Raw genomic sequence first — 26,328 nt, forward strand, 5'->3', positions numbered from 1 at the left:
TCGGGAGAGCCACGATCGACCCATGCCGTCCGCCACCGCCACCGACACGTTCGCCGACGCCCTCTGCGAGCCGGCCGAGGTCTTCACGTACGGCGGGATGATCGCCCACGTGCTGACCTTCGCCGCCCACCGGCGCACCCTGGTCGCGCTGGCCCTCGACCGGCACGGCGTCGGCGAGCTCGGGTGGGGCGACTCGATGCGCTGGGTCGCGCAACCCGCCTGAGCCGATTATCGGGGAGGATGGGCACGTGCCTGTCGCCCTCTTCCTCGTCGCGCTCGCCGTCGGCGTGCTCGCGGGGGTCGTGGTCGCGCGCAGGATCCGGGTCCCCGCGCCCCTCCTGCTGGTGGTCGCCGGCGTCGCCGCGTCGTTCCTGCCGTTCGTCCCCCAGGTCCACCTCGAGCCCGAGGTGGTGCTGATCGGCCTGTTGCCGCCGCTGCTCTACTCGGCCTCGATCTCGTCCTCGCTGATCGACTTCAACGCCCACCGGCGGGCGATCCTGGCCCTGTCGATCGGCGCGGTCCTCTTCACCACCATCGGGGTCGGCGTGGTCATCCACGCGCTGGTGCCCGGGGCCTCCTGGCCGATCGCGTTCGCGCTCGGCGCCGTCGTCGCTCCGCCGGACGCGGTCGCGGCGACCGCGATCGGCCGCAACATCGGGCTGCCGCGCCGCGTCGTCACGATCCTCCAGGGCGAGTCGCTCTTCAACGACGCCACCGCGCTGGTCGCGCTGCGCACGGCGCTGGCCGCGACCGGCATCTCGTGGATCGTCGGCGTCGACTTCGTCGTCGCCGCCGGCGGCGGCGTGCTCGTCGGCGTCGTCGGGTTCGTCGTGATCGGCCGGCTGCGCAAGCGCATCACCGATCCGGTGCTCGACGTCGGCCTGTCCTTCGTCATCCCGTTCGCCTGCTACATCGCCGCCGAGAGGATCCACGCATCGGGCGTCGTCGCCGTCGTGGTCGCCGGGCTGCTGCTCGGCCACCAGGCTCCGATCCTCCAGACGGCCCAGTCGCGTATCGCCGAGAACACCAACTGGCGCACGATCGCCTTCTTGCTCGAGAACACGGTCTTCGCCCTCATCGGCCTCCAGGCCCAGTGGCTGCTCCAGGACCTCGCCGACAGCGACCTGTCCGGCGGCCGGATCGCCGCGGTCTGCGCGTCGACGCTCCTGGCGTGCATCGTCCTGCGCCTGATCTGGGTCTACATCTCCCGGTGGATGCTGGTCCGGCCGGGCCCCGACCCCGGCACCGGCCGTCGCCCGCTGGCGGCCGAGACGTTCCTCGTCGGCTGGGCCGGGATGCGCGGCGTCGTCACGCTGGCCGCCGCGTTCGTGATCCCCGACGACACGCCGCACCGCGAGGTGCTGTTCGCGGCGGCCTTCACCGTGGTGGCCGGCACCCTGCTGATCCAGGGCCTGTCCCTGCCGGTGATCGCGCGCTGGCTGAAGGTGCCCGCGCCCGATCCGCTCGACGACGCGCTCGCGCGCGCGACGCTCCTGCAGCAGGCGTCCAAGGCGGCGCTCGACGAGCTCGGGCAGATGGAGTACGAGGACCACGCCGGCGTCGTGGAGCTGGTCCGCCAGCGGCTCGACCAGCGCAACTTCGCGGCCTGGGAACGCCTCGCCACCACCCCCGACAAGGAGTCGCCGGCCGCGCTCTACTACCGGATCCGCTCCCAGATGCTCGACGCCGAGCGGCGCCGCATCCTCGAGATCCGCAAGTCGGGCACCGTCGACTCGGAGGTCATCGCCGACGTGCTCGCGACGCTGGACGTCGAGGAGTCGATGCTCGACAACGCCGAGCAGGAGCGCGACGAGTCCGTCGCCTATGCCAGCCGTCGCTGGACCACCGGCAGCGTCTGCCCCGACCTCGAGAAGCACCCCGTCGTCGACGAGCCCCCGGGCACGTACTGCCAGGCCTGCCTCGACGACGGCACCCAGTGGGTCGCGCTGCGACGCTGCCTCGCGTGCGGCAACATCGCCTGCTGCGACTCGTCACCCAAGCAGCACGCCACCGCGCACTTCCACGAGACCACGCACCCGGTCATGCAGTCGGCCGAGCCCGACGAGGACTGGCGCTGGTGCTACGTCCACCACCTCACGGCCTGATCGACCCGTCGCTTCCGCACGCTGCGGGGACGCTGACCCGTCGCTTCCGCACGCTGCGGGGACGCTGACCCGTCGCTTCCGCACGCTGCGGAGTCGCTGACCCGTCGCTTCCGCACGCTGCGGAGACGCTGACCCGTCGCTTGTGCACGCGAGTCGCTGCGGTGCGCTGTGCCGAAGCGACGGGTCGACGTGCTCTGGGCGTGCAGAAGCGACGGCTCAGCGGAGAGCTTGCTCGAGGGTGCGGGCCGGGTGGCCGGCGACCCGGTGGACGTCCTCGGTGACCTCGGCGACGGACCCGTCGGCGATCGCGGTGTAGGTGCTGACCCACGCGTCGAGCTGCCACTGCTCCGCGTCGTACGCCGCCCGCCGCGACGCGTAGGCCTCCTCGACGGTCTCGTCCTCGAAGCGCAGCTCCCGCCCGAGCACCGCGCCGGCGCGGGCCGCGATCTCCGTCAGCGTCAGCGCCTCCGGCCCGGTCAGGACGTACGTCGAGCCCACGTGCTCGGCGGGGGAGCGGAGCACCGCGACCGCGACGTCGGCCACGTCCGCGCGGGCGACGGCGGCGACCCGGCCCTCGCCGGCGGGACCGCGGATGACCCCGGCCGCGTCGGCGAAGTAGGGCAGCAGGTCGGCGTAGAAGTTGTCGCGCAGGAACGTCCACGCCATGCCGCTCTCGCGGATCGCGGCCTCGGCGTCGAAGTGGTCGCGCCCGAGGGTGAAGGTCGCATCGGCCGCGGCCCCGGCGAACGAGGTGTAGACGATGTGCCCGACGCCCGCGGCGGCTGCGGCGCGGATGAACGTGCGGTGCTGGTCGCGTCGGTCGACGGCCTCGGCGGCCGAGACCATGAAGAGCGTCTCGACGCCCACGAGCGCCGCGACGGCGGCCGACTCGTCGGCGTAGTCGCACGTGCGCACGTCCGTGTCGTAGTCGGGAGCCCGGGACGGGTCGCGCACCAGGAGGCGCAGATCGGTGCGGAAGTCGTCGGCCAGGGCGCGGGCGACCAGCCCGCCGACGGCTCCGGTCGACCCGGTGACGGCGATGGTCATGCGCGGACTCCTGTCGTGAAGCGGATCGGGAACCGCAGGGCCCCGGTGTTGCCCGAGACGGGCAGCCACTCGCCGGGCCCGTCGGGCACGGCGTCCGGCATCCGCCGGGCGAGCAGCGGCAGCGCGACCGCCATGTCGGTGCGGGCGACGAAGTGCCCGAGGCAGTGGTGCACGCCGGCGCCGAACCCGAGGTGCGGTGGCCGCTGCTGGGTGATGTCGAACGACGGGTCCGGCATCGCTGACGGGTCGGTGCCGGCGCTGTGCGAGAGCGCCTGGACGATGCCGCCCTGCGGGATGTGCAGGCCCTGGAAGTCCACGTCCTCGAGCGCCTCGCGGGTCACCCACGTGACGGTCGGGTTGACCCGCATCACCTCCTCCACGGCGTTCTCACCCAGGTCCGGTCGCCGGCCCAGGAGCTCCCACTGGTCGGGGTGCCTCAGCAGCGTCTGCAGGGCCAGGCCGAGCTGGTTGCGGGTGGTCTCCATGCCGGCGAACGCGAGGAAGACCAGCGCGACGCCGAGCTCGTGCCGCGACAGGCGGTCGCCGTCCTCGGTCGCCTGCACCAGCGTGGTGACCAGGTCGTCGCGCGGGTGCGCGGTGCGGTCGGCGACGACCTCGTCGACGTACCCGAAGAGCCCGTCGAGCGCGGCCTCGATCCGCGGCACCTGGTTGCCGACGTCGATCGAGAACGACGCCCCGAGGTCGTCGGCCCAGTGCGCGACCTGGGGCCAGTTGTCCTCGGGCAGGCCGAGCAGCACGCAGATGATGCGCGCGGCGTAGGGCTCGGCGAACTCGCTGATGAACTCCACCTCGCCGCGGTCGGCGAAGCCGTCGATCAGCTCGTTCGCGAGCGTCTGGAAGCGTGGCCGCATCCCCGCGATCGTCTTGTTGCGGAAGGCCGGCATCAGCAGCCGCCGGATCCGGGCGTGGTCGTCGCCCTCGAGGCTGAGCAGCGTCTCCTGCCACCAGTCGGAGAAGAGCCCGGAGTGGATGCCGTTCTGCGACGGCCAGCGGGCGTTGCCCTGACGGAACCGCCGGTCGCGGAGCAGCGCGCTCACCTCGGCGTAGCGCAGCACCGCCCAGCCCCAGTTGGTCTCGACGTACCAGTCGTCGTCGCGTGCCGCGTGGACGACCGGCGAGGTGACGTCGAACGTCGGGTCGGAGAGGTCGAAGCGCGTCACGTGCCGGCCCGCACCATCCGGACGTGCAGTCCTTCGTCGTGCTCGTCCTCGGTGCCGTCGAGCCGGAAGCCCTGGCGCTCGTAGAACCGGATCGCCCGGTCGTTGCCGGCGAGGACCCAGAGGTACGCCGCCCGGTCACCGATCGCGGTCTCGAACAGGACGTAGCCGATCCCGGTGCCCCACAGCGCCTTGCGCACGTAGAGGGCCTGCAGCTCGAGGTCGGTGTCGACGTCGTTGTCGCGGCCGGGCCCGGCGGAGGCGAAGCCGGCCAGGCCGTTCGGACCGACGGCGAGCAGGGTGCGGTCGTGGGAGGAGAGGATCTCCCGCCAGCGCTCCACGCGCTCGGCGACCTTGTCGCGGCGGTCGTCGAGGATCGACTGCGGCATCAGGCCGGTGTAGGCGTCGTCCCAGACGTCGAGGTGCAGGTGCGCGAGCGCCTCGGCGTCCTCGGGCCGGGCACGACGCAGGGTCACGCCCTCGGGCAGCAGGTCGGCGGTCACGAGAGCATCGTAGGGATCGCCCGCACCGCGATCACCACAGCCGACCCGAGACCGGTGGGCGCGGCGCCACCACGCGATTACCGTGGCGTCCATGAGGATCACCAAGTTCGGCCACGCCTGCGTCCGGGTCGAGCACGGCGCCACGTCGATCGTGTTCGACCCCGGCATGTTCACCGACCCGGAGGCCGTCGACGGCGCCACCGCCGTCCTGATCACCCACGAGCACCCGGACCACCTGGTCGTCGACCACCTGCGTGCCACCGACGCGCCGGTCTTCACGATCGCCGCTGTCGCTGACCAGATCCGCGCGGACGCACCCGATGTCGCCGAGCGGGTGAGCGTCGTCGCGCCGGGCGACACCTTCGACGTCGGCCTGCCGGTGCGCGCGGTCGGCGAGCTGCACGCCGTGATCCATCCCGAGTTCCCGCGGCTCTTCAACAGCGGGTACGTCGTGACGGCCGGCGACGCGAAGGTCTACCACCCGGGTGACTCGCTGACCGAGCCCGGCGAGGCCGTCGACGTGCTCCTCGTGCCGTCGTCGGCGCCCTGGCTGAAGGCGTCGGAGGCGATCGAGTTCGCCCGGGCGGTGAAGGCGCCGCGCAACCTGGCCATCCACGACCGGATCTACACCGAGGCCGCGCACGGCATCCTCGAGATGCAGATGAACTCGTTCCTCCCGCAGGAGGGGCTCGAGTACGTCCGCCGCGCGGACGGCGAGGACCTCTAGCCGCTGGAGACGCCGCACCGCGCGTCGTGCTGCTGGCGCTGCGCTCAGTCGGCGGTGAGCGCGTCGCGCACGGGCACGAACTTCGCCTGCGCCTCGGCCAGCTCGGCCTCGGGGTCCGAGTCGGCGACGATGCCGCAGCCGGCGAAGAGGCGGACCGTGGCGCCGTCGACGCGCGCGGAGCGCAGTGCGATGCCCCACTCGCCGTCGCCGGAGGCGTCGATCCAGCCGACCGGACCGGCGTAGCGGTCGCGGTCCATGCCCTCGATCTCGGCGATCAGGTCGGTCGCGACCGGGGTCGGCGTGCCGCCGACCGCCGCCGAGGGGTGCAGCGCCTCGGCGAGCTGGAGCGACGACACGGTCGCGGCATCGTGGACGACGCCGGCGACGTCGGTGGCGAGGTGCATGACGTTGGGGAGGTGCAGGACGAACGGCGCCTCGGGCACGTTCATCGACGAGCAGTGCGGCTCGAGGGCGTCGGCGACCGAGCGGACGGCGTACTCGTGCTCCTCGAGGTCCTTCGACGACCGGGCCAGGGTGGCGGCCAGCGCGAGGTCGCGCTCGTCGTCGCCGGTGCGCCGGATGGTGCCGGCCAGCACCCGCGAGGTGACCAGGCCCCGCTCGCGCCGCACCAGCATCTCGGGGGTGGCGCCGAACATGCCGTCGACGTGGAACGTCCAGCACATCGGGTAGGTCTCGGCCAGCCGGCGCAGCGGCCAGCGCACGTCGATCGGCTCGGAGGCGGTCGCGATGAGGTCGCGCGCGAGCACGACCTTCTCCAGGTCGCCGTGGCTGATCCGGGCGACGGCGTCGGCGACCACGGACATCCACTGCTCGCCGTTGAGGGCGCCGTCGGCGAAGCTCACCGCGCTCGGGGCGGGCGGTTCGTCCACGAGCCGCAGGTCGGGGGTGGGCGTGGTCGTGCCCTCGCCGACGGTGGTCAGCCAGGCGACGTCTCCGCGGCGGCCGACGATCACCTGAGGGACGACCAGCACGGAGTCGCCCGGCTCGTCGGCGAACGCGAAGGACCCGAAGGAGACCAGGCCGGTGCCGGGCTCGTTGACGTCGTCGCGCACGTCCGCGCGGGCCGTGGTCTCGCTCCACCACTTGCCGGCGTCGGCGAAGCGGGTCACGCCGTGGGTGCGCACCTCGGCGGCCACACCCCAGCCGACCAGGCCGTCGCCGCGGCGCAGCCAGGTGACGGGACGGTCTGCGGGCACCAGGGCGAGGAGGCTGTCGGCCTCGTCGAGCTCCAGGCGGACGGTGCGGACGACGAGCGCGTCCACGGTCGCCGACGTCGGTACGTCGGGGGTCGCGCTGCTCGTCACGGAGTCGAGACTACCCACGGACCCTCGGGCGGCCCGCTTCGGCGGGCGGGGTAGCGTCGTGCGCCGTGAGCACTCGCACATCGGACAACCGGACGTCGACCTGGGTGGGCATCGTGCTCGGCGTGGTCGTCCTCGGGCTGATCGCGGCCTTCGCGATCGCGCTGCCGAAGGCCGCCGACGGCGGCGAGGGCGAGCCCGCGGCGTCGACCGGACCGCTGACGCTGCCCGACACCCTGCCGGGTGGCTACACGGCCGCCGACCTCCCCGAGGCGTTCACGGGTGACTACGCCGACCGGGCCGCGGAGATCTCGGAGACCCAGCAGGCCGCGCGGGAGCACGGCGACCAGGTGCTGTCCGACGTGCTGGGCACGGCCGTGACCCGGACCTACGCCAGCGAGGACCTGCACGCCCTGTTCGTCCAGGCGTTCCGCGCGGCCGGCGGGGCCTTCGCGCCGGACAGCCTCCCCGACCCGGCGACCGCGCAGGGACAGGCGGTGCCCGAGCTCGTGTCGGTCGGTGACGCCGCCTGCATCGTGACCCGGGCGGCCCCGCAGGCCGGCGCGGCCGTGGACGAGTCGGCGCCCCCGACGTACGCCCAGTGCCAGGTCAGCGAGGGTGAGCTGACGGTGCAGGTCGGTGCCCAGAACCTCCAGCCCGAGGACATGGTCGACATCGCCGACCATGTCCTGGGACTGCTGCAGAAGCAGTAACCCCGTCTAGGACCAGTAGACGACCACCGTGTCGCCGACCCGCACCTGGTCGTAGAGGTGGGCGACGCCGTCGTAGTCGCGGATGTTCACGCAGCCGTGTGACGCCCCGGCGTACCCGACGGCCGCGAAGTCCGACGAGTAGTGCACGGCCTGGCCGCGGTCGAAGAACATCGAGTACGGCATCGACGACCCGTACAGGTGCGACACGTGGTCGGCGTCCTTGAGGTACACCTGGTGGACGCCCTCCCGGGTCGGGGTGGTGGAGGCGCCGAACCGGGCGTCCAGCGTCTGCTTCACGACGCCGTCGACGACGAACCGCAGCGTCGAGCTGGTCTTGTCGATGCACAGCACCCGGCCGGTGCGGCAGCGCGCGTCGAGGGCGCCCGGGGTGTTGCCGCGGTTGTGGAGCTCCGCGTCGGTCGGCGTCGCGGTCATGGCGTAGAGCCGGTCCTGGGTGCGCTGGTCGACCTCGCCGGTCACCGGGATCCCGCGCTTGGCCTGGAAGCCGCGCACGGCGGCCTCGGTGACGTCGCCGTACGTGCCCGTGACGTCGGCGTCGAACCAGAAGATCTGCTTCAGCCGCGCCTGGAGGTCGCGGACCTGGTCGCCGTCGTCGCCGGGCCCGAGCAGCCGGGGGCCGGGCTCGAGCGTCGGTTCCTCGGTCGGCGTCGGCGTCGGCGTCGGCGTCGGGCTGGCCGCGGGCCTCGGGGTCGCCGACGGCGTCTCGCGCGGCACGGCGGGCGTCGACGGCTCGTCGGTCGGGACGGCGCCGGTGCCGGACGCGGTGGGCCGGCGAGACGGCCCGTCGTGGAGCGCGTACCCGGCGACGAACGCGGTGGCGCAGAGCAGACCCGCGACGGCGGTGGCGAGCAGCAGGCGGCGCATGAGGAGCATGAGCTCTCCCTCGGGGAAGAAAAGTGAGCCGGACACGAGGGTGACGCCCACGGGTGCGGATCGGTTGCATCTGCGACGGCGAGTTCGCCGACCGTGATGAAGCTGTGACCGGTGCGGGCAGGCCGCTCCGCGGCCCGTATTCTCTGCCCGTGCCCCGCGCAGAGCTCGACAAGCAGCCGACCGACGTACGGCGCATGTTCGACGCCGTCGCCCAGCGCTATGACGTCACCAACGACGTCCTCTCGATGGGCCAGGACCGGCGCTGGCGGCACTCGGTCATCGCCGCGGTCGACCCTCGTCCCGGCGAGCTGGTGCTCGACCTCGCGGCCGGCACCGGTACGTCGAGCCAGCCGTTCGCCGACCGGGGCGCCACGGTCGTGCCGTGCGACTTCTCGCTGGGCATGCTCAGGGTCGGCAAGCAGGCCCGGCCGCACCTGCCCTTCACCGCCGGCGACGGCACGCAGCTGCCCTTCGCCGACGACACCTTCGACGCCGTCACGATCTCCTTCGGCCTGCGCAACATCGTCGACCCGGTGGCCGGGCTACGCGAGCTGCTCCGGGTGACCCGGCCCGGTGGCCGCCTCGTCGTGTGCGAGTTCAGCCACCCGACCTGGGCGCCGTTCCGCACGGTCTACCTCGAGTACCTCATGAAGGCGCTCCCGCCGATCGCCCGTGCGGTCTCGTCGGCCCCCGACGCCTACGTCTACCTCGCCGAGTCGATCCGGGCCTGGCCCGACCAGCAGGGCCTGGCTGCGATGGTCGCCGACGCCGGCTGGCAGCGCGCCGAGTGGCAGGACCTCTCCGGCGGCATCGTCGCCCTCCACCGCGCCACGAAGTAGCCCACCGCAATTACGCCACGTTCTCGTCATCTAAATCCGCAGGTCAGCCTGCGTTTCGAGGTCGGTAGCAGGATTTGACACCCCTGCGTGCGGAGGCCCTGCGGGAGTGGTTAACTGTGTTCCGCGCCACTTAGTGATTAGATTCACAAAGTCACAAACCCGGTCCTTCTCTGAGGCCCGGCAGGGCGCAGCGGCACAGAACGAGAGGCGAGGCATGGAGCTCTACACGCCGGTGCTGGCGCTGGCCCTCCTGGCGACGTTGTTCGCGGCCGGGTCCGTGGTGATGAGCAGCCAGATCGGCCCGAAGCGCTACAACCGGGCCAAGCTGGACTCCTACGAGTGCGGCATCGAGCCCACCCCGCAGCCGGTCGGCGGCGGCCGCTTCCCGGTGAAGTACTACATCACCGCCATGCTCTTCATCGTCTTCGACATCGAGATCATCTTTCTCTACCCCTGGGCCGTGCAGTTCGACGCCCTGAAGCTCTTCGGCCTGGTCGAGATGGTCGTGTTCATCGCCACCGTGTTCGTCGCCTACGCCTACGTATGGCGCCGCGGCGGGCTCGAGTGGGATTGAGGGGATAACCAGTGGGTCTCGAAGAGAAGCTCCCCAGCGGCGTACTCCTCACCACCGTCGAGGGCGTCGCCGGCTACATGCGCAAGGCGTCGTTCTGGCCGGCGACCTTCGGCCTGGCCTGCTGCGCCATCGAGATGATGACCAGCGGCGGCCCGAAGTACGACCTCGCCCGCTTCGGCATGGAGGTCTTCCGGGCCAGCCCGCGCCAGGCCGACCTGATGATCGTCGCCGGCCGGGTCAGCCAGAAGATGGCCCCGGTCCTCCGCCAGATCTACGACCAGATGCCCGAGCCCAAGTGGGTGCTGGCGATGGGTGTCTGCGCGAGCAGCGGCGGCATGTTCAACAACTACGCGATCGTCCAGGGCGTCGACCACGTCGTGCCCGTCGACATGTACCTCCCCGGCTGCCCGCCGCGGCCCGAGATGCTCATCGACGCGATCCTCAAGCTCCACGACCAGGTGCAGCACGCCAAGCTCGGCGCCAACCGCCTCGCCGAGATCGAGGAGCTCGAGACCGCTGCGCTGCGGGCGCTGCCGACCTCCGAGATGAAGGGCCGGCTCCGGTGACGGACGACATCGACCAGGGCAAGGCCCCCGAGCAGCCCGCGGTCGAGCAGTCCCCGGAGAACGTCCCTGCGCCTCCCGGCCAGGTCCACCAGGTCGGCGAGCGGCACGGCATGTTCGGCGTACGCGGCTCCGGTGACACCAGCGGGTACGGCGGCCTGACGCAGGCGATCGTCTACCCCGGCGAGGCCCAGCGGCCCTACGGCGGTTGGTACGACGAGGTCGCCGACGCGCTCGTCGCGGGCCTGAAGGCGGGCGAGGCCGACGTCGCCGAGCCGCGCGTCGTCATCCACCGCGGCGAGATCACGTTCCACGTCCGGCGCGAGGACCTCCCGGTCATCGCGAAGGTGCTGCGCGACGGCGACAACCTGCGCTTCGAGCTGTGCTCCGGGGTGAGCGGCGTGCACTACCCGGCCGACGCGGGCCGTGAGCTGCACGCGGTCTACCACCTGCTCTCGATGACCTACAACCGGCGGATCCGCCTCGAGGTCACCTGCCCCGACGCCGACCCGCACATCCCGTCGATCGTGGACACCTACCCGACGAACGACTGGCACGAGCGCGAGACCTACGACATGTTCGGGATCATCTTCGACGGCCACCCCGGCCTGACCCGGATCCTGATGCCCGACGACTGGCCGGGCCACCCCCAGCGCAAGGACTACCCACTCGGGGGCATTCCCGTGGAGTACAAGGGCGCGAAGATCCCGCCCCCGGACGAGCGGAGGACGTATTCATGACGTTCCCCGCCTCGCTCCTCCCGCCAACAACGCCGCGGCGACCCCGGCATCTCGGAGGGCTGTGCCATGTCAACTGATCACGATCTCTACGCAGGCGCCAGCGAGACCACCGAGGGCCGGGTCTTCACCGTCACCGGCCAGGACTGGGACTCCATCGTCGAGGGCCTCGCCGAGGAGGCCGACGAGCGCGTCGTCGTCAACATGGGCCCGCAGCACCCCTCGACCCACGGTGTGCTCCGGCTGATCCTCGAGCTCGAGGGCGAGACGGTGACCGAGGCCCGCTGCGGCATCGGCTACCTCCACACCGGCATCGAGAAGAACATGGAGTACCGCTCCTGGGTGCAGGGCGTCACCTTCTGCACCCGGATGGACTACCTCTCCCCGTTCTTCAACGAGATGACCTACGTGCTCGGCGTCGAGAAGCTCCTCGACATCGAGGACCAGATCCCCGAGAAGGCGACGGTGATGCGGGTCCTGCTCATGGAGCTGAACCGCATCTCCTCCCACCTGGTCTGCATCGCCACCGGCGGCATGGAGATCGGCGCGTTGACCGTGATGACGATCGGCTTCCGCGAGCGCGAGCTGGTGCTGGACCTCTTCGAGCTGATCACCGGCCTGCGCATGAACCACGCGTTCATCCGCCCCGGCGGTGTCGCCCAGGACCTGCCGCCCGGCGCGCTCGACGAGATCCGCGGCTTCATCGCCCTGATGAAGAAGCGCCTTCCCGAGTACGCCGCGCTCTGCAACGCCAACCCGATCTTCAAGGCCCGCCTCGTCGACGTCGGTCACCTCGACCTCGCCGGCTGCCTCGCGCTCGGCCTCACCGGACCGGTGCTGCGCAGCACCGGCTACCCGTGGGACCTCCGCAAGACCCAGCCGTACTCCGGCTACGAGACCTACGACTTCGAGGTCCAGACCTGGGACACCTGCGACTCCTACGGTCGCTTCCGGGTCCGCCTCGCGGAGATGTGGGAGTCGCTGAAGATCATCGAGCAGGCGGCCGACCGCCTCGCGAAGATGGACGGCGACCCGGTCATGGTCGCCGACAAGAAGGTCGCCTGGCCCAGTCAGCTCGCGATCGGCAGCGACGGCATGGGCAACAGCCTCGACCACATCCGCCACATCATGGGCGAGTCGATGGAGGCCCTGATCCACCACTTCAAGCTGGTGACCGAGGGCTTCAAGGTCCCGCCGGGCCAGGTCTACGTGCCGGTCGAGTCGCCCCGCGGCGAGCTCGGCGCCCACGTCGTCTCCGACGGCGGCACCCGCCCGTTCCGCGCGCACTTCCGCGACCCGTCGTTCACGAACCTCCAGGCCACGAGCGTGATGAGCGAGGGCGGCATGGTCGCCGACGTCATCGTCGCGATCGCGTCCATCGACCCCGTGATGGGAGGCGTCGACCGATGAGCTTGAGCGAAACGACGTACGGCGAGCTCCAGGAGATCGCCGCCCGCTACCCCGAGGCCCGGTCCGGCCTGCTGCCGATGCTCCACCTCGTGCAGTCGTCCGAGGGCCGGGTGACCCCCGAGGGCATCGAGGCGTGCGCCGAGATCCTCGGCATCTCCGCCGCCGACGTCAGCGGCGTGGCGACGTTCTACACGATGTACAAGCGCCGCCCGGTCGGCGACTACCACGTCGGCGTCTGCACCAACACGCTCTGCGCGGTGATGGGCGGCGACCTGATCTTCGAGCGCCTCAAGTACCACCTCGGGGTCGGCAACGACGAGACCACCGACGACGGCAAGATCACCCTCGAGCACGTCGAGTGCAACGCGGCCTGCGACTACGCCCCGGTGATGATGGTCAACTGGGAGTTCATGGACAACATGGACCCCGACTCCGCGGTCCGGGTCGTCGAGGACCTGCGGGCCGGCACCGAGGTCCGCTCCACCCGCGGGCCCCGGGTCGTCACCTGGCGCGAGGCCGAGCGGGTGCTCGCCGGGTTCCCCGACGACCTGGCCGACGAGGGCCCGGCCGCCGGACCGGCGTCGCTGGTCGGCCTCGGCATCGCCCGTGAGCGCGGCTGGACCGCCCCGGGTCTCGATACGTCCTCGCCTGGCGGCTCGGACGACTCGACCGCCGAAGGCGCTGCCGGCGTTCCGCAGACCAAGCAGGAGGCGGTCGAGCAGGCCGACACCTCCCGCGCCGAGACCGAGACCCAGCAGGAGGAGGGCAAGTGACAGCCGACATGGGCACCCTGACCCCCGTCCTGACCGACAACTGGGCCGACGACCGCGCGTGGACGCTCGCGGCGTACGAGGCCCGCGGCGGCTACCAGGCCCTCGACAAGGCGTTCGGCATGGACCCCGCGGCGGTGATCGAGGAGGTCAAGGAGTCCGGCCTGCGCGGCCGTGGCGGCGCCGGCTTCCCCACCGGCATGAAGTGGGGCTTCATCCCGCAGGACAACCCCAAGCCCAAGTACCTCGTCGTCAACGCCGACGAGTCGGAGCCAGGCACCTGCAAGGACATCCCGCTGATGATGGCCAGTCCCCACACGCTGGTCGAGGGCGTCATCATCAGCTCCTACGCGATCCGCGCCAACACCGCCTTCATCTACATCCGCGGCGAGGTCCTCCACGTCGTACGGCGCGTGCAGCGCGCCGTCCAGGAGGCCTACCTCGCCGGCCACCTCGGCAAGGACATCCACGGCTCGGGCTTCGACCTCGACGTCGTCGTGCACGCGGGCGCCGGTGCCTACATCTGCGGCGAGGAGACCGCGCTGCTCGAGGGTCTCGAGGGCCGGCGCGGCCAGCCGCGGCTGCGCCCGCCCTTCCCGGCCGTCGCCGGTCTCTACTCGAGCCCGACGGTCATCAACAACGTCGAGTCCATCGCCTCGGTGCCGAGCATCATCGAGCACGGTCACGCGTGGTTCGCGTCGATGGGCACCGAGAAGTCCAAGGGCTACGGCATCTTCTCGCTCTCCGGCCACGTGCAGAGGCCGGGTCAGTACGAAGCGCCGCTCGGCATCACGCTGCGCACCCTGATCGACCTCGCCGGCGGCATCCGCGAGGGCCACGAGCTGAAGTTCTGGACGCCCGGCGGCTCCAGCACCCCGATCCTGACGGCCGAGCACCTCGACGTGCCCCTCGACTTCGAGGGCGTCGGCGCGGCCGGCTCCATGCTCGGCACCCGCGCGCTGCAGATCTTCGACGACACCACCTGCGTGGTGCGCGCCGTGCTGCGCTGGACCGAGTTCTACAAGCACGAGTCCTGCGGCAAGTGCACCCCGTGCCGCGAGGGCACCTGGTGGCTGGTGCAGGTGCTGGCCGGGCTGGAGAAGGGTGAGGGCGCCGAGTCCGACCTCGACCTGCTGCTCGACCAGTGCGACAACATCATGGGCCGGTCGTTCTGCGCGCTGGCCGACGGCGCGGTCAGCCCGATCTCCAGCTCCATCAAGTACTTCCGTGACGAGTACGTCGCCCACCTCACCCACGGCGGCTGCCCGTTCGACCACGCCGCCTCGACCGTCTTCGCACCCGCTGGAGCGACAGCATGACGACGACACCTGAGAAGACCGGCGTCGACCTGGTCACCGTCACCATCGACGGCATCCAGATCAGCGTCCCCAAGGACACCCTGGTGATCCGGGCGGCCGAGCAGGTCGGCGTGCAGATCCCACGGTTCTGCGACCACCCGCTCCTCGAGCCGGTCGGCGCCTGCCGCCAGTGCCTGGTCGACATCCCCGACGCCGGCAACGGCCGCGGCTTCCCGAAGCCGCAGGCCTCGTGCACGCTCCCGGTCGCCGAGGGCATGGTCGTCAACACCCAGGCCACCAGCCCCGTCGCCGACAAGGCCCAGCAGGGGATCATGGAGTTCCTGCTGATCAACCACCCGCTCGACTGCCCGGTCTGCGACAAGGGCGGCGAGTGCCCCCTGCAGAACCAGGCCATGTCCAACGGCCGCGGCGAGACCCGCTTCGAGGGCGTGAAGCGCACCTACCCGAAGCCGATCAACATCTCCGCCCAGGTGCTCCTCGACCGCGAGCGCTGCGTTCTCTGCGCCCGCTGCACCCGCTTCTCCGAGCAGGTCGCCGGCGACCCGTTCATCGCCCTGATCGAGCGCGGCGCGCTCCAGCAGGTCGGCATCTACGAGAACGAGCCGTTCGAGTCGTACTTCTCCGGCAACACCATCCAGATCTGCCCGGTCGGTGCGCTCACCAGCGCCGACTACCGCTTCCGCGCGCGCCCCTTCGACCTCGTGTCGAGCCCGTCCGTGGCCGAGCACGACGCCTGCGGCTCCGCGATCCGGGTCGACCACCGCCGCGGCAAGGTCGTGCGCCGCCTCGCGGCCAACGACCCCGAGGTCAACGAGGAGTGGATCACCGACAAGGACCGCTTCGCGTTCCACTACGCCACGCAGCCCGAGCGGCTGACCTACCCGCAGGTGCGTGACGAGGACGGCACCCTGCGTCCGGCGTCCTGGCCCGAGGCCTTCGCCGTCGCCGCCCGCGGCCTTCGCGCCGCGGGCGCCTCGGCCGTGCTCACCGGCGGCCGGGTCACCGCCGAGGACGCCTACGCCTACAGCAAGTTCGCCCGGGTCGCGCTCGGCACCAACGACATCGACTTCCGGGCCCGCCCGCTCTCGGCCGAGGAGACGTCCTTCCTCGCGGCCGAGGTCGTGCTCACCAACCCGGTCACGTACGCCGACCTCGAGACCGCGAAGACCGTCGTCCTGGCCGGACTCGAGCCCGAGGACGAGGCCGGCATGATCTTCCTGCGGCTCCGCAAGGCCTCGAAGTCTGCCCGACCTGGGGGAGGGACTCGCGTGGTGTCGATCGCGCCGTACACCTCCCGCGGCCTGGCGAAGATGTCCGGCCACCTGGTGCGGACGGCGCCCGGCGCCGAGGCCGCCGCGATCGAGGGCCTCGTCGAGCACGCCGAGTTCGGTCTCGACAGCACCGCGGTGATCCTGGTCGGCGAGCGCCTGGCCACCGTTCCCGGCGCGCTCAGCGCCGCCGCGGGCCTGGCGCGCAGGACCGGGGCCCGGCTCGCCTGGGTGCCGCGTCGCGCGGGTGACCGGGGCGCCATCGAGACCGGCTGCCTGCCCAACCTGCTGCCCGGCGGCCGGCCGGTCGTCGACGCGGCCGCCCGTGTCGACGCCGCCACCGCGTGGGGCGTCGACAACCTGCCCGAGACCGCCGGCCGTGACGCCGACGCGATCGTCGCTGCTCTGGTGTCCGGCGAGCTGGGCGGCCTGGTCATCGGTGGCGTCGACCCGGACGACACCTCCGACCCGGCCGCGACCCGCGCCGCCATCGAGGCGGCGTCGTTCGTGGTCGCCCTCGAGCTGCGCGAGACCGAGGTGACCCGCGCCGCCGACGTGGTGTTCCCGGTCGCCCCGGTCATCGACAAGGCCGGCATGTTCGTCACCTGGGAGGGCCGCCCGCGCACGTTCGAGGCGATCCTCTCCAGTCCCAGCTCGCTGCCCGACCTGCGCATCCTGGCCGGCATCGCCGAGGAGCTCGCCCAGCTCGGGCAGGGGAGACCGCTCGGGTTCCGCACGGTCGCCGAGGCGCAGCGCGAGATGAGCGACATCGGGCCCTGGGACGGGGCGCGTGCCTCCCTCGAGGGTGTCGAGACAGGACGTCCTCCTTCCTCCAGCACCGAGGGGACGTTCGCGCTCGCGACGTGGAAGCAGCTGGTCGACAACGGCTCGCTCCAGGTCGGCGACAAGGCCTACCTGGCCACCGGCCGCGCGCCGGTCGCCCGCCTCAGCCGCGCGGTCTACGACGCCCTGGGCGCGACGGTCACGCTCACCGGCGACCGCGGCTCGGTCACGATCGCCGCCGAGCCGGCCGACCTCGACGACGACGTCGTCTGGGTCCCGGCCAACTCCTTCGGCAACGGCGTGCTCGCCGACCTGGCCTCGCCGGGCAGCCGCGTCACCGTGAAGGGAGCCGAGGCGTGAACGCCGGCATCCTGCCGATGGAGGCCGACGACCTCTCCGCCTTCGGCCACGACGCGTGGTGGGTCATCACGATCAAGACCCTGCTGATCTTCCTGATCCTGGTCCTGCTCACGCTCTTCAACATCTGGTGGGAGCGCCGGGTCGTGGCGCGGATGCAGCACCGGATCGGCCCCAACGTGCACGGCCCCTTCGGTCTCCTCCAGTCGCTCGCCGACGGCGTGAAGCTGGCGCTGAAGGAGGACATCATCCCGAAGGCCGCCGACAAGTGGGTCTTCCTCCTGGCGCCGGTCATCGCGACCGTGCCGGCGTTCGTGACGTTCAGCGTGATCCCGTTCGGCCCCACGCACGTGAAGATCCCGTTCACCGACACCTACACCGCGCTCCAGCTGACCGACATGCCCGTCGCGGTCCTGTTCGTCATGGCGGTCGCGTCGGTCGGCATCTACGGCATCGTGCTCGGCGGCTGGTCGAGCGGCTCGACGTACTCCCTGCTCGGCGGCCTGCGCTCGAGCGCCCAGATGATCTCCTACGAGGTCGCGATGGGCCTCGCGCTCGTCGCGGTCTTCCTGTACGCCGGCTCGATGTCGACCTCGCAGATCGTGGCCGCCCAGGACGACCTGTGGTTCGGCCTGATCCTGCTGCCGTCGTTCGTGATCTACGTGATCGCGATGATCGGCGAGACCAACCGGGCGCCCTTCGACCTCCCCGAGGCCGAGGGCGAGCTGGTCGGCGGCTTCCACACCGAGTACAGCTCGCTGAAGTTCGCGCTGTTCTTCCTCGCCGAGTACATCAACATGGCGACCGTCTCCGCGCTGGCGACGACGCTCTTCCTCGGGGGCTGGCACGCGCCGTTCTGGATCGACCGCGTGTGGGCCGGCGCCAACGAGGGCTACGTCCCGGTCATCTGGTTCTTCGGCAAGGTGCTGTTCTTCGTCTTCATCTTCATCTGGCTGCGTGGCTCGCTGCCGCGGCTGCGCTACGACCAGTTCATGGCGTTCGGCTGGAAGCGGCTGATCCCGATCGCGCTGATCTGGATCGTCGCGGTCGCGACGATCCGGGCCGTCTCGCTCGACGGCGGGGTGGATCGCAAGTACTTCCTCATCGGCATCGGCGTCCTGGCCGCGTTCTTCCTCGTGCTCTTCTTCATCGGCGACTCCTCCGACCAGGTGGAGGAGACCGCACCGGAGGCCGCCCCGGTGGGTGGCTTCCCGGTGCCGCCGATGCCGGCCGGCGGACCGGTCCGCGGCGCCGCCCGGCCGCTCACGTTCGAGACCCGTACGTCCGTCACGGAGCCCAGCCCTGCCACGCGCAGCGCGGGGGAGGAGATCTGATGGCTGACTCACCCCAGTCGCCAGGGGAGCCCAAGAGCCTGCGGGAGCAGTTCTGGGACCCCGTCGCCGGGTTCGGCGTCACCTTCCGCACCATGTTCAAGAAGGTCGTCACCGAGCAGTACCCCTTCGAGAAGCTGCCGACCGCGCCCCGCTTCCACGGCCGGCACCAGCTCAACCGCTGGCCCGACGGGCTCGAGAAGTGCATCGGCTGCGAGCTGTGTGCCTGGGCCTGTCCGGCGGACGCGATCTACGTCGAGGGCGCGTCCAACGACGACAGCGCCAACGGCGAGGGCCGCTTCAGCCCCGGTGAGCGCTACGGCCGCGTCTACCAGATCAACTACCTGCGCTGCATCCTCTGCGGCCTGTGCATCGAGGCCTGCCCGACCCGCGCGCTGACGATGACCAACGAGTACGAGCTGGCCGACAACAACCGCGCCGACCTCATCTACGAGAAGTCCGACCTGCTCGCCCCGCTGCTGCCCGGCATGGAGCAGCCGCCGCACCCGATGCGGCTGGGCGACGACGAGGGCGCCTACTACCGCGGCGAGTACTCCGCGCCGGCTCCTGTCGCGAAGGAGAGCGGGAAGTGACCGTCTTCTGGATCCTCGCGCCGATCATGACGATCGCCGCCCTCGGCATCCTCTTCGTCCGCAAGGCCGTGCACGCCGCCCTGCTGCTGGCCGTGGTGATGATCAGCCTCGCGGTGCTGTACGCCGCACTGGATGCGCCGTTCCTCTTCGCGGTGCAGATCATCGTCTACACCGGCGCGATCCTGATGCTCTTCCTCTTCGTGCTGATGCTCGTCGGCGTCGACGCGTCCGACTCGGTCGTCGAGACGATCCGTGGTCAGCGGCTGCTCGCGATCGTCGGCGGCCTGGCCCTCGGCCTGGTCCTGGTGATCGGCCTCGGCCAGATCTCGATGGGCACGGCGGTCGGCCTCGACGACGCCAACGCGGGCGGCAACATCCAGGCCCTCGCCAACATCCTCTTCTCCCGCTACGTCTTCGCCTTCGAGACCACGAGCGCGCTGCTCATCACGGCCGCCGTGGGCGCGATGGTGCTCGCCCACCGCGAGCGGCTGACGCCCAAGCCGCGCCAGCCGGAGCTCGCCGCCCAGCGGGTCCGCGACTACGCCGAGAAGGGCACCCACCTCGGCCCGCTGCCGGCCCCCGGTGTCTACGCCCGCCACAACGCGGTCGACACGCCGGCACTGCTGCCCGACGGCTCGCCCGCTCCCGACTCGGTCTCCCGGGTGCTCGCCGCCCGCGGCGTGATCCGGTCGGCCCCGGAGCAGGCCGACCACATCGAGGCGGTCCAGCGCTCCCTCGAGGGCCACCGCGAGGAGGAGTCGCTGTGAGCGTCACGCCGTACATCGTCCTCTCGGCGATCCTCTTCACGATCGGCTGCGTCGGCGTGCTGACCCGCCGCAACGCCATCGTGGTGTTCATGTGCGTGGAGCTGATGCTCAACGCCTCGAACCTCGCGCTGGTCGCCTTCGCCCGCCAGCACGGCGACCTCGACGGCCAGATCGCCGCCTTCTTCGTGATGGTGGTGGCCGCGGCCGAGGTCGTCGTCGGGCTCGCGATCATCATGACCATCTTCCGGACCCGTCGCTCGGCCTCGGTCGACGACGCCAGCCTGCTCAAGTACTGAGGTGAACGGGTCTATGTACGCACTCAGCGAAGGCGCCATCCCGGTGGTCGACCCGACCGCCGCCGACGGTGTCTTCTCCCTGCTGTGGCTGGTGATCGCGCTGCCGCTCGCCGGCGCGGCGATCCTGCTGATCGGTGGCAGGTACACCGACAAGTGGGGCCACTACCTCGCCACCCTGCTGCCGATCGGCTCGTTCGTGATCAGCCTGGTGCTGTTCATCAGCCTGCTCGGTCGCGAGGACGGCGACCGCCAGGTCAGCCAGCACCTCTACGACTGGATCCAGGTCGGCCACCTCGACGTCGGCGCGGACCTGCTCTACGACCCGCTGTCGTCGCTCTTCCTGCTGCTGATCACCGGCGTCGGCTCGCTGATCCACGTCTACTCGATCGGCTACATGGCGCACGACCCGCGCCGCCGCCGGTTCTTCGGCTACCTCAACCTGTTCGTCGCCGCGATGCTGACGCTGGTGCTCGCGGAGAACTACCTCGGCCTGTTCCTGGGCTGGGAGGGCGTCGGCCTGGCGTCGTACCTGCTCATCGGCTTCTGGCAGCACAAGCCGTCCGCGGCTGCCGCGGCCAAGAAGGCGTTCGTCATCAACCGGGTCGGCGACATCGGCATGTCGCTCGCGATCATGCTCTTCTTCATCACCTTCGGGTCGACCAGCTTCACGGTCATCAGCCACGCGGCCGGCGGCGCGACCGACACGACGATGACGATCCTCGGTCTCCTGCTCCTGCTCGGTGCCTGCGGCAAGTCGGCGCAGTTCCCGCTCCAGGCCTGGCTGCTCGACGCGATGGAGGGCCCGACCCCGGTCTCGGCCCTGATCCACGCGGCGACCATGGTGACCGCCGGTGTCTACCTCATCGTGCGGTCCAACTTCGTCTTCGACCTCGCGCCCCACGCGCAGACCGCCGTGGTCGTGGTCGCCGTGATCACGCTGCTCTACGGCGCGATCATCGGATGCGCCAAGGACGACATCAAGAAGGTGCTGGCCGGCTCCACGATGAGCCAGATCGGCTACATGATGCTGGCCGCGGGCCTCGGCCCGGCGGGCTACGCGTTCGCGATCTTCCACCTGCTCACGCACGGCTTCTTCAAGGCCAACATGTTCCTCGGCGCCGGCTCGGTCATGCACGGCATGAACGACGACGTCGACATGCGCCACTACGGCGGGCTGCGCAAGCTGATGCCGGTGACGTTCCTGACGTTCACGATGGGCTACCTCGCGATCATCGGCTTCCCCGGCTTCTCCGGCTTCTGGTCCAAGGACAAGATCATCGAGACCGCGCTGGCGGACAACTGGATCGTCGGGCTCTGCGCGCTGCTCGGCGCCGGCATCACCGGCTTCTACATGACCCGGCTGATGCTGATGACGTTCTTCACCGAGAAGCGCTGGGAGAAGGGTGTGCACCCGCACGAGTCGCCGTCGGTGATGACGGTCCCGCTGATGGTGCTCGCCGCCCTGTCGCTGCTGGGCGGGCTCTTCCTGCTCAACGACTTCATCCAGGAGTTCCTGGCACCGGTCGTCGGTGCGGTCCCGCACGAGGACCCGCCGATCCCGGCCCTCGGCGTCACGCTGCTCGCCGTGGTCGTCGTCGCCGTCGGCGTCGCAGCCGCGTGGTTCCTGATCGGCAAGCGGGACGTGCCGCGCACGGCACCGCAGGACGTGTCGTTCGTGACCCGCGCCGGCCGCGAGGAGCTCTACGGCAACCAGGTCAACGACGTGCTCGTGGTCAACCCGAGCCGGCGGCTGACCACCGGCATCCTCGCGGTCGACAAGTACGCCGTCGACGGCACGCTCACCGGAGGCCCGGTCGCCATCGGCGCGGTCGCCATGGTCGCCCGACGCGTGCAGAACGGCTACGTCCGTTCCTACGCCCTGTCCCTGCTCGTGGGCGGGCTCATCGTCGTCCTGGCCCTCCTGGCGGTGAATCTCGCATGACCACCCCATTCAAATGCTCGCTTCGCTCCGCTGTGAACGGGGACCCCGGAAATGCATGACTTCCCCTGGCTGACACTCCTCTGGGTCGTCCCGCTCGTCGGCGCGCTCGTGGTGGCGTTCGCCCCCACGACGTCCGGCTCCGCGCTGCCCAAGCAGCTCGCCCTCGGCGTCTCGCTGCTGACGCTGCTGGTCGGCGTCGCGATCGCGGCGCAGTACGACACCGGCGACGGCATGCAGATGACCGAGACCCACACGTGGATCAAGGCGTTCGGGGTCCACTACGCCCTCGGTGTCGACGGGCTCGGCCTGCTCCTGATCCTGCTCACCGTGGTGCTGGTGCCGATCGTCTTCGTGGCGTCCTGGCACGAGGCCGACGACCGCAACCCGGCCGCGTTCTTCGCCTGGGCGCTCGCGCTCGAGGCGTTCGCGCTCATCGTGTTCGCCGCGACCGACGTGTTCCTCTTCTACGTCGTCTTCGAGGCCACGCTGATCCCGGCGTACTTCCTCATCGGCGGCTTCGGTCGCGAGGGCCGGGCGTTCGCCGCGCTGAAGTTCCTGATGTACCAGCTCGGCGGCGGCCTCATCCTGCTCGCCGCGGTGATCGGGCTGTACGTCGTGTCCGCCGACGCCGGCAGCCCGTCGTACCTGCTCTCCGACCTCCAGCAGCTCGACATCGGGACCAACGCCGAGCGCTGGATCTTCGTCGGCTTCATGATCGCCTTCGCCGTGAAGGCGCCGCTCTTCCCGCTGCACACCTGGCTGGCCGACACCACCGAGAAGGCGACGCCCGGCACCAGCGTGCTGCTGGTCTGCGTGCTCGACAAGATCGGCACGTTCGGCATGCTGCGCTTCTGCCTGGGGCTCTTCCCCGAGGCCTCGCAGTGGGCGACGCCGGTCGTCGTGACGCTCGCGCTGATCTCGATCGTGTACGGCGCGTTCCTCGCCATCGGCCAGGACGACATCCTGCGCCTGATCGGTCTCACGTCGCTGAGCCACTTCGGCTTCATCACCCTCGGCATCTTCGCGTTCAGCAGCCAGGGCGCCTCCGGCTCGATCCTCTACATGGTCAACCACGGCGTCGGCACCGCCGCGCTCTTCCTGCTCGCGGGCTATCTGATCCGCCGCAAGGGCACGTCGCTGATCAGCGGGATCACCGGTGTGGAGCACCGGGCCCCCGTCCTCGCCGGTCTCTTCCTGATCGCGGGCCTCGCCACGCTCGGCCTGCCGGGCCTGAGCCAGTTCGTCTCCGAGATCCTGGTGCTGATCGCGGCGTTCGACTACCACTGGTGGGTCGGCGCGGTCGCGGTCACCGGCATCGTGCTGGCCGCGGTCTACGTGCTCTGGCTCTACCAGCGCACCATGACCGGGCCGACGCCTCCGGGCGGTGAAACGGTCAGGGACCTCACCCGGCGTGAGCTGGGCGCGATCGTGCCGCTGATGGCCGCCCTGGTCGTCTTCGGCTTCTTCCCGATGCCGCTGCTCGACGTCGCCAACCCGACGGTCGACACGATCCTGCAGCAGGCCGGCGTCACGGACGACCCGCCCGTGGTACCCGCCGCTGATCACGACTCGGCCGAGGAAGGCGCACACTGATGGACTTCGTGAAGCCCACCATCGAGTACGCCGAGATCTGGCCCCTGCTCGTCGTCTTCGGCGTCGCCTGCGCCGGCGTCGTCGTCGAGGCCTTCGTGCCCCGCGCGGGCCGCTACCTCACCCAGACCCTGCTGGCCGCGGCGGGCCTGGTCGCCGCGCTCGTCGGCACCGTCCTGGTCGCCCGCGACCTCGACGTGCTCGGCGACGGGGTCGCGCGGGGCTCGATCGACGTCGAGGGCACGATCGTCGTCGACGGCCCGACCGTCTTCTTCTGGGGCATCATCACGCTGTTCGCGATCGGCGGCGTGCTGCTCTTCGCGGAGCGCCGGCTCGAGGGCGGCGTCTCGTCGTTCGCCGGCCAGGCCGCCGCCCTGCCGGGCACGGAGGCCGAGCGCCAGGCGTCGACCCGCGGCCTCGACCACACCGAGGTCTACCCGCTCCTGATGTTCGCGGTCTTCGGGATGATGCTCTTCCCCGCCGCCAACGACCTGCTGACGCTGTTCGTCGCTCTCGAGGTGCTGTCGCTGCCGCTCTACCTGCTCTGCGGGCTGGCGCGCCGTCGCCGCCTGCTCAGCCAGGAGGCGGCGCTCAAGTACTTCCTCCTCGGTGCCTTCTCCTCCGGCTTCTTCGTCTACGGCCTCGCGCTGCTCTACGGCTTCGCCGGCTCGATGCAGTACTCCGAGATCAACGAAGCGGTCCGCAACGACACGAGCAACCAGGCGCTGCTGCTGATCGGGCTCGGGATGCTGTCGGTCGGCCTGCTCTTCAAGGTCGGCGCCGCGCCGTTCCACTCCTGGACGCCGGACGTCTACCAGGGCGCCCCGACCGCGGTCACCGCGTTCATGGCGGCCGGCACCAAGATCGCGGCGTTCGGCGCGATCCTCCGCATCTACTACGTCGCCTTCGGCTCCGAGCGGTGGACCTGGCAGCCGATGCTCTGGGTCATCGCGATCCTGACCATGGTCGTCGGTGCCGTGCTCGCGGTCGTGCAGACCGACATGAAGCGGATGCTCGCGTACTCCTCGATCGCCCACACCGGCTTCCTGCTGACCGGCGTGCTCGGCGTCCAGACGGCCTCGGAGCTCTCCGACGGCCAGGTCACCTCGCTGCAGGCGGTGCTCTTCTACCTGACGACGTACGGCTTCGCGATGATCGGCGCCTTCGCCGTCGTCACGCTGGTGCGTGACTCGGGCGGCGAGGCGTCGCAGTTCCAGCGCTGGGTCGGCATCGGCCGCCGGTCGCCGCTCATCGGTGGTCTCTTCGCGTTCTTCCTGCTCTCGATGGCCGGCATCCCGCTGACCGCGGGCTTCGTCGGCAAGTGGGCGGTCTTCACCGTCGCCCTCTCCGCGGGTGCGTGGCCGGTCGTGATCGCGGCCATCCTCTGCAGCATCGTGGCCGTGTTCTTCTACGTCCGCGTGATCGTGCTGATGTTCTTCACCGAGGGTGAGGGCGAGGTCGCGAGCGTGACCCGGCCGTCGTTCCTGACGTCCTCGACGATCCTGGTCGGGGTCGCCGCCACCCTCGTCCTGGGCATCGTGCCCGGCCCGGTGCTCACTCTCGCCGGCCATGCGGGACAATTCGTCAGGTGACGACAGGTTCAGCCGGTTTGGCGCTCCCCGTCGCGGACGAGGCTCTCGCCGGCCGGCTCCGCGACCGCATGGCCGTGGTCGAGGAGGCGCTGTCGGGTCACGTGCAGAGCCGGGCCGGTTTCGTCACCGAGACGGCCAGCCACCTCATGGAGGCCGGTGGCAAGCGGTTCCGGCCCCTGCTGGTGCTGCTCGCGGCCGAGACCGGTGACCGGCCCGACTCCGACGAGGTCGTCACCGCGGCCTGCGTGGTCGAGCTGACCCACCTCGCCTCGCTCTACCACGACGACGTCATGGACGAGGCCGATCTGCGCCGCGGCACCGTCAGCGCCCACTCCGTGTGGGGCAACCACGTCGCGATCCTCACCGGCGACTTCCTCTTCTCGAAGTCCTCCGAGCTCACCGCCGAGCTCGGCCCCGACGCCGTCCGCATCCAGGCGCAGACCTTCACCCGCCTGGTCGAGGGCCAGATCCTCGAGACCGTGAAGCCCGCGCCCGGCGAGGACCCGCTCGCCCACTACCTCGACGTGGTCGCCGGCAAGACGGGCTCGCTGATCGCCACCTCCGCCCGCTACGGAGCCCGCTTCGGCGGCGCCAGCCCCGAGATCGAGCAGGCGCTCACGTCGTACGGCGAGATCGTCGGCTCGGCCTTCCAGCTCTCCGACGACATCCTCGACATCGCCTCCGAGTCGGGCGAGTCCGGCAAGACCCCCGGCACCGACCTGCGCGAGGGCGTCCCGACCCTGCCGGTGCTGATGGCCCAGGCCTCCACCGATCCCGCCGACGCCCGCCTCCGCGAGCTGTTGGAGGGTGACCTCACCGACGACGCCCCGCACGCCGAGGCGCTCGACCTGCTGCGCCGGCACCCCGCCCTCGACGAGGCGCGGGCCTACGTGATCGCCCAGGCCGCCGCGGCCAAGGCCCACCTGACGACGCTCCCCGCCGGCCCGGTCCGCGACGCCCTCGAGGCGTTCGCCGACATCGTGGCCGTCCGCTCGACCTAGCCCTCCGCCTGGTCCGCTCCGCCTGGGGCACCGCCCCGGCGTGACCCCGGCCGGGCCCTTGGTCCCGGCGCTGCTGGACCGATGGCCGGTGCGACCGGGCAGTCGGG

25 protein-coding genes are annotated in these 26,328 nt (G+C 71.0%); 20 read left to right on the plus strand and 5 right to left on the minus strand.

The annotated features are described in order from the left end of the window. Positions 1-22 precede the first annotated feature (22 nt). Together PD653B2_RS05710 and PD653B2_RS05715 are read left to right on the plus strand one after the other, a co-directional pair. A complete protein-coding gene (locus PD653B2_RS05710; RefSeq protein ID WP_085871363.1) occupies positions 23-223 on the plus strand; it encodes a hypothetical protein in 201 nt (66 codons plus the stop codon). A gap of 25 nt (positions 224-248) precedes the next feature. Then, complete coding sequence (locus PD653B2_RS05715) at positions 249-2,105, plus strand: Na+/H+ antiporter (RefSeq protein ID WP_085871364.1); 1,857 nt, start codon at positions 249-251, stop codon at positions 2,103-2,105. A 216-nt stretch (positions 2,106-2,321) separates the two neighbouring features. Here the strand turns inward: PD653B2_RS05715 and PD653B2_RS05720 are convergent, their stop codons facing one another. The 3 genes from PD653B2_RS05720 to PD653B2_RS05730 are packed head-to-tail and all read right to left on the minus strand — an operon-like array spanning position 2,322 to position 4,833. Continuing rightward, positions 2,322-3,152: an NAD(P)H-binding protein gene (locus PD653B2_RS05720; RefSeq protein WP_085871365.1), complete on the minus strand. Its 831-nt coding sequence runs from the start codon at positions 3,150-3,152 to the stop codon at positions 2,322-2,324. After that, on the minus strand, positions 3,149-4,333 hold the full coding sequence (locus tag PD653B2_RS05725; protein ID WP_085871366.1) for a cytochrome P450: 1,185 nt from the start codon (positions 4,331-4,333) through the stop codon (positions 3,149-3,151). Before PD653B2_RS05725 ends, PD653B2_RS05720 begins: the two co-directional genes overlap by 4 nt. Then, the gene (locus PD653B2_RS05730; protein WP_165763340.1) at positions 4,330-4,833 is read right to left on the minus strand and encodes a GNAT family N-acetyltransferase; all 504 of its coding nucleotides are present in this window, start codon (positions 4,831-4,833) and stop codon (positions 4,330-4,332) included. The genes PD653B2_RS05725 and PD653B2_RS05730 overlap by 4 nt, the downstream gene beginning before the upstream one ends. A 91-nt stretch (positions 4,834-4,924) precedes the next feature. Here PD653B2_RS05730 and PD653B2_RS05735 point away from each other — a divergent pair, with 91 nt between their 5' ends. Further along, on the plus strand, positions 4,925-5,560 hold the full coding sequence (locus PD653B2_RS05735) for an MBL fold metallo-hydrolase (protein ID WP_085871367.1): 636 nt from the start codon (positions 4,925-4,927) through the stop codon (positions 5,558-5,560). A gap of 44 nt (positions 5,561-5,604) precedes the next feature. On the opposite strand, the gene PD653B2_RS05740 is transcribed toward PD653B2_RS05735, so the two are convergent. Then, a complete protein-coding gene (locus PD653B2_RS05740; protein WP_242665151.1) occupies positions 5,605-6,885 on the minus strand; it encodes an isochorismate synthase in 1,281 nt (426 codons plus the stop codon). Positions 6,886-6,950: 65 nt separating this feature from the next. On the opposite strand from PD653B2_RS05740, the gene PD653B2_RS05745 reads away from it, so the two are divergent. Then, positions 6,951-7,595, plus strand: a complete 645-nt coding sequence (locus PD653B2_RS05745) for a hypothetical protein (RefSeq protein ID WP_133058949.1) — start codon at positions 6,951-6,953, stop codon at positions 7,593-7,595. Positions 7,596-7,601: 6 nt separating this feature from the next. Here PD653B2_RS05745 and PD653B2_RS05750 read toward each other — a convergent pair whose 3' ends face one another. Beyond that, the gene (locus PD653B2_RS05750) at positions 7,602-8,489 is read right to left on the minus strand and encodes a L,D-transpeptidase family protein (RefSeq protein WP_085871453.1); all 888 of its coding nucleotides are present in this window, start codon (positions 8,487-8,489) and stop codon (positions 7,602-7,604) included. A gap of 143 nt (positions 8,490-8,632) precedes the next feature. Here PD653B2_RS05750 and PD653B2_RS05755 point away from each other — a divergent pair, with 143 nt between their 5' ends. The 16 genes from PD653B2_RS05755 to PD653B2_RS05830 all read left to right on the plus strand — a co-directional run bounded on the left by PD653B2_RS05755 (position 8,633) and on the right by PD653B2_RS05830 (position 26,221). Continuing rightward, positions 8,633-9,328 carry a demethylmenaquinone methyltransferase gene (locus PD653B2_RS05755; RefSeq protein WP_278247448.1) on the plus strand — a complete coding sequence of 232 codons (696 nt, stop codon included), beginning with the start codon at positions 8,633-8,635 and terminating at the stop codon, positions 9,326-9,328. 214 nt (positions 9,329-9,542) lie between these two features. Further along, positions 9,543-9,902, plus strand: a complete 360-nt coding sequence (locus PD653B2_RS05760) for an NADH-quinone oxidoreductase subunit A (protein ID WP_085871370.1) — start codon at positions 9,543-9,545, stop codon at positions 9,900-9,902. An 11-nt stretch (positions 9,903-9,913) separates the two neighbouring features. After that, the gene (locus PD653B2_RS05765; protein WP_085871371.1) at positions 9,914-10,468 is read left to right on the plus strand and encodes a NuoB/complex I 20 kDa subunit family protein; all 555 of its coding nucleotides are present in this window, start codon (positions 9,914-9,916) and stop codon (positions 10,466-10,468) included. Then, positions 10,465-11,205 (plus strand): NADH-quinone oxidoreductase subunit C, encoded by a 741-nt coding sequence (locus PD653B2_RS05770; RefSeq protein WP_085871372.1) that lies wholly within the window; start codon positions 10,465-10,467, stop codon positions 11,203-11,205. The genes PD653B2_RS05765 and PD653B2_RS05770 overlap by 4 nt, the downstream gene beginning before the upstream one ends. Positions 11,206-11,271: 66 nt before the next feature. Beyond that, entirely contained in the window at positions 11,272-12,612 is a 1,341-nt protein-coding gene (locus tag PD653B2_RS05775) for an NADH-quinone oxidoreductase subunit D (RefSeq protein ID WP_085871373.1), read from the plus strand. Beyond that, positions 12,609-13,385, plus strand: coding sequence for an NADH-quinone oxidoreductase subunit NuoE (gene nuoE / locus PD653B2_RS05780; protein ID WP_085871374.1), 777 nt, complete (start codon positions 12,609-12,611; stop codon positions 13,383-13,385). The genes PD653B2_RS05775 and nuoE overlap by 4 nt, the downstream gene beginning before the upstream one ends. Positions 13,386-13,393: 8 nt before the next feature. Then, a complete protein-coding gene (gene nuoF, locus PD653B2_RS05785) occupies positions 13,394-14,701 on the plus strand; it encodes an NADH-quinone oxidoreductase subunit NuoF (protein WP_085871375.1) in 1,308 nt (435 codons plus the stop codon). Then, positions 14,698-17,112, plus strand: coding sequence for an NADH-quinone oxidoreductase subunit G (locus PD653B2_RS05790; protein WP_085871376.1), 2,415 nt, complete (start codon positions 14,698-14,700; stop codon positions 17,110-17,112). The genes nuoF and PD653B2_RS05790 overlap by 4 nt, the downstream gene beginning before the upstream one ends. Positions 17,113-17,129: 17 nt before the next feature. After that, complete coding sequence (gene nuoH, locus PD653B2_RS05795) at positions 17,130-18,443, plus strand: NADH-quinone oxidoreductase subunit NuoH (protein ID WP_085871455.1); 1,314 nt, start codon at positions 17,130-17,132, stop codon at positions 18,441-18,443. Then, the gene (nuoI, locus tag PD653B2_RS05800) at positions 18,443-19,033 is read left to right on the plus strand and encodes an NADH-quinone oxidoreductase subunit NuoI (protein WP_085871377.1); all 591 of its coding nucleotides are present in this window, start codon (positions 18,443-18,445) and stop codon (positions 19,031-19,033) included. The genes nuoH and nuoI overlap by 1 nt, the downstream gene beginning before the upstream one ends. Then, entirely contained in the window at positions 19,030-19,800 is a 771-nt protein-coding gene (locus PD653B2_RS05805) for an NADH-quinone oxidoreductase subunit J (protein ID WP_089503892.1), read from the plus strand. The genes nuoI and PD653B2_RS05805 overlap by 4 nt, the downstream gene beginning before the upstream one ends. Next, positions 19,797-20,096 carry an NADH-quinone oxidoreductase subunit NuoK gene (nuoK, locus tag PD653B2_RS05810; RefSeq protein WP_085871378.1) on the plus strand — a complete coding sequence of 100 codons (300 nt, stop codon included), beginning with the start codon at positions 19,797-19,799 and terminating at the stop codon, positions 20,094-20,096. The genes PD653B2_RS05805 and nuoK overlap by 4 nt, the downstream gene beginning before the upstream one ends. Before the next feature lie 13 nt (positions 20,097-20,109). Further along, the gene (gene nuoL, locus PD653B2_RS05815; protein ID WP_085871379.1) at positions 20,110-22,038 is read left to right on the plus strand and encodes an NADH-quinone oxidoreductase subunit L; all 1,929 of its coding nucleotides are present in this window, start codon (positions 20,110-20,112) and stop codon (positions 22,036-22,038) included. A 51-nt stretch (positions 22,039-22,089) separates the two neighbouring features. Next, complete coding sequence (locus tag PD653B2_RS05820; RefSeq protein ID WP_085871380.1) at positions 22,090-23,631, plus strand: NADH-quinone oxidoreductase subunit M; 1,542 nt, start codon at positions 22,090-22,092, stop codon at positions 23,629-23,631. Further along, positions 23,631-25,220 (plus strand): NADH-quinone oxidoreductase subunit NuoN, encoded by a 1,590-nt coding sequence (gene nuoN / locus PD653B2_RS05825; RefSeq protein ID WP_085871381.1) that lies wholly within the window; start codon positions 23,631-23,633, stop codon positions 25,218-25,220. Before PD653B2_RS05820 ends, nuoN begins: the two co-directional genes overlap by 1 nt. Continuing rightward, positions 25,217-26,221, plus strand: coding sequence for a polyprenyl synthetase family protein (locus PD653B2_RS05830; protein WP_085871382.1), 1,005 nt, complete (start codon positions 25,217-25,219; stop codon positions 26,219-26,221). The genes nuoN and PD653B2_RS05830 overlap by 4 nt, the downstream gene beginning before the upstream one ends. The last annotated feature ends 107 nt before the right edge of the window (positions 26,222-26,328 follow it).

Source organism: Nocardioides sp. PD653-B2 (assembly GCF_002117935.1).
GTDB lineage: Bacteria > Actinomycetota > Actinomycetes > Propionibacteriales > Nocardioidaceae > Nocardioides.

Coding starts and splice junctions, on each gene's coding strand:
- nuoN (WP_085871381.1), top strand. CDS start 23,631: ATGGACTTCGTGAAGCCCACCATCGAGTACGCCGAGATCTGGCCCCTG.
- PD653B2_RS05775 (WP_085871373.1), top strand. CDS start 11,272: ATGTCAACTGATCACGATCTCTACGCAGGCGCCAGCGAGACCACCGAG.
- PD653B2_RS05735 (WP_085871367.1), top strand. CDS start 4,925: ATGAGGATCACCAAGTTCGGCCACGCCTGCGTCCGGGTCGAGCACGGC.
- PD653B2_RS05820 (WP_085871380.1), top strand. CDS start 22,090: ATGCATGACTTCCCCTGGCTGACACTCCTCTGGGTCGTCCCGCTCGTC.
- PD653B2_RS05750 (WP_085871453.1), bottom strand. CDS start 8,489: ATGCTCCTCATGCGCCGCCTGCTGCTCGCCACCGCCGTCGCGGGTCTG.
- nuoL (WP_085871379.1), top strand. CDS start 20,110: ATGTACGCACTCAGCGAAGGCGCCATCCCGGTGGTCGACCCGACCGCC.
- nuoI (WP_085871377.1), top strand. CDS start 18,443: ATGGCTGACTCACCCCAGTCGCCAGGGGAGCCCAAGAGCCTGCGGGAG.
- nuoF (WP_085871375.1), top strand. CDS start 13,394: ATGGGCACCCTGACCCCCGTCCTGACCGACAACTGGGCCGACGACCGC.
- nuoE (WP_085871374.1), top strand. CDS start 12,609: ATGAGCTTGAGCGAAACGACGTACGGCGAGCTCCAGGAGATCGCCGCC.
- PD653B2_RS05710 (WP_085871363.1), top strand. CDS start 23: ATGCCGTCCGCCACCGCCACCGACACGTTCGCCGACGCCCTCTGCGAG.
- PD653B2_RS05760 (WP_085871370.1), top strand. CDS start 9,543: ATGGAGCTCTACACGCCGGTGCTGGCGCTGGCCCTCCTGGCGACGTTG.
- nuoH (WP_085871455.1), top strand. CDS start 17,130: ATGGAGGCCGACGACCTCTCCGCCTTCGGCCACGACGCGTGGTGGGTC.
- PD653B2_RS05790 (WP_085871376.1), top strand. CDS start 14,698: ATGACGACGACACCTGAGAAGACCGGCGTCGACCTGGTCACCGTCACC.
- PD653B2_RS05720 (WP_085871365.1), bottom strand. CDS start 3,152: ATGACCATCGCCGTCACCGGGTCGACCGGAGCCGTCGGCGGGCTGGTC.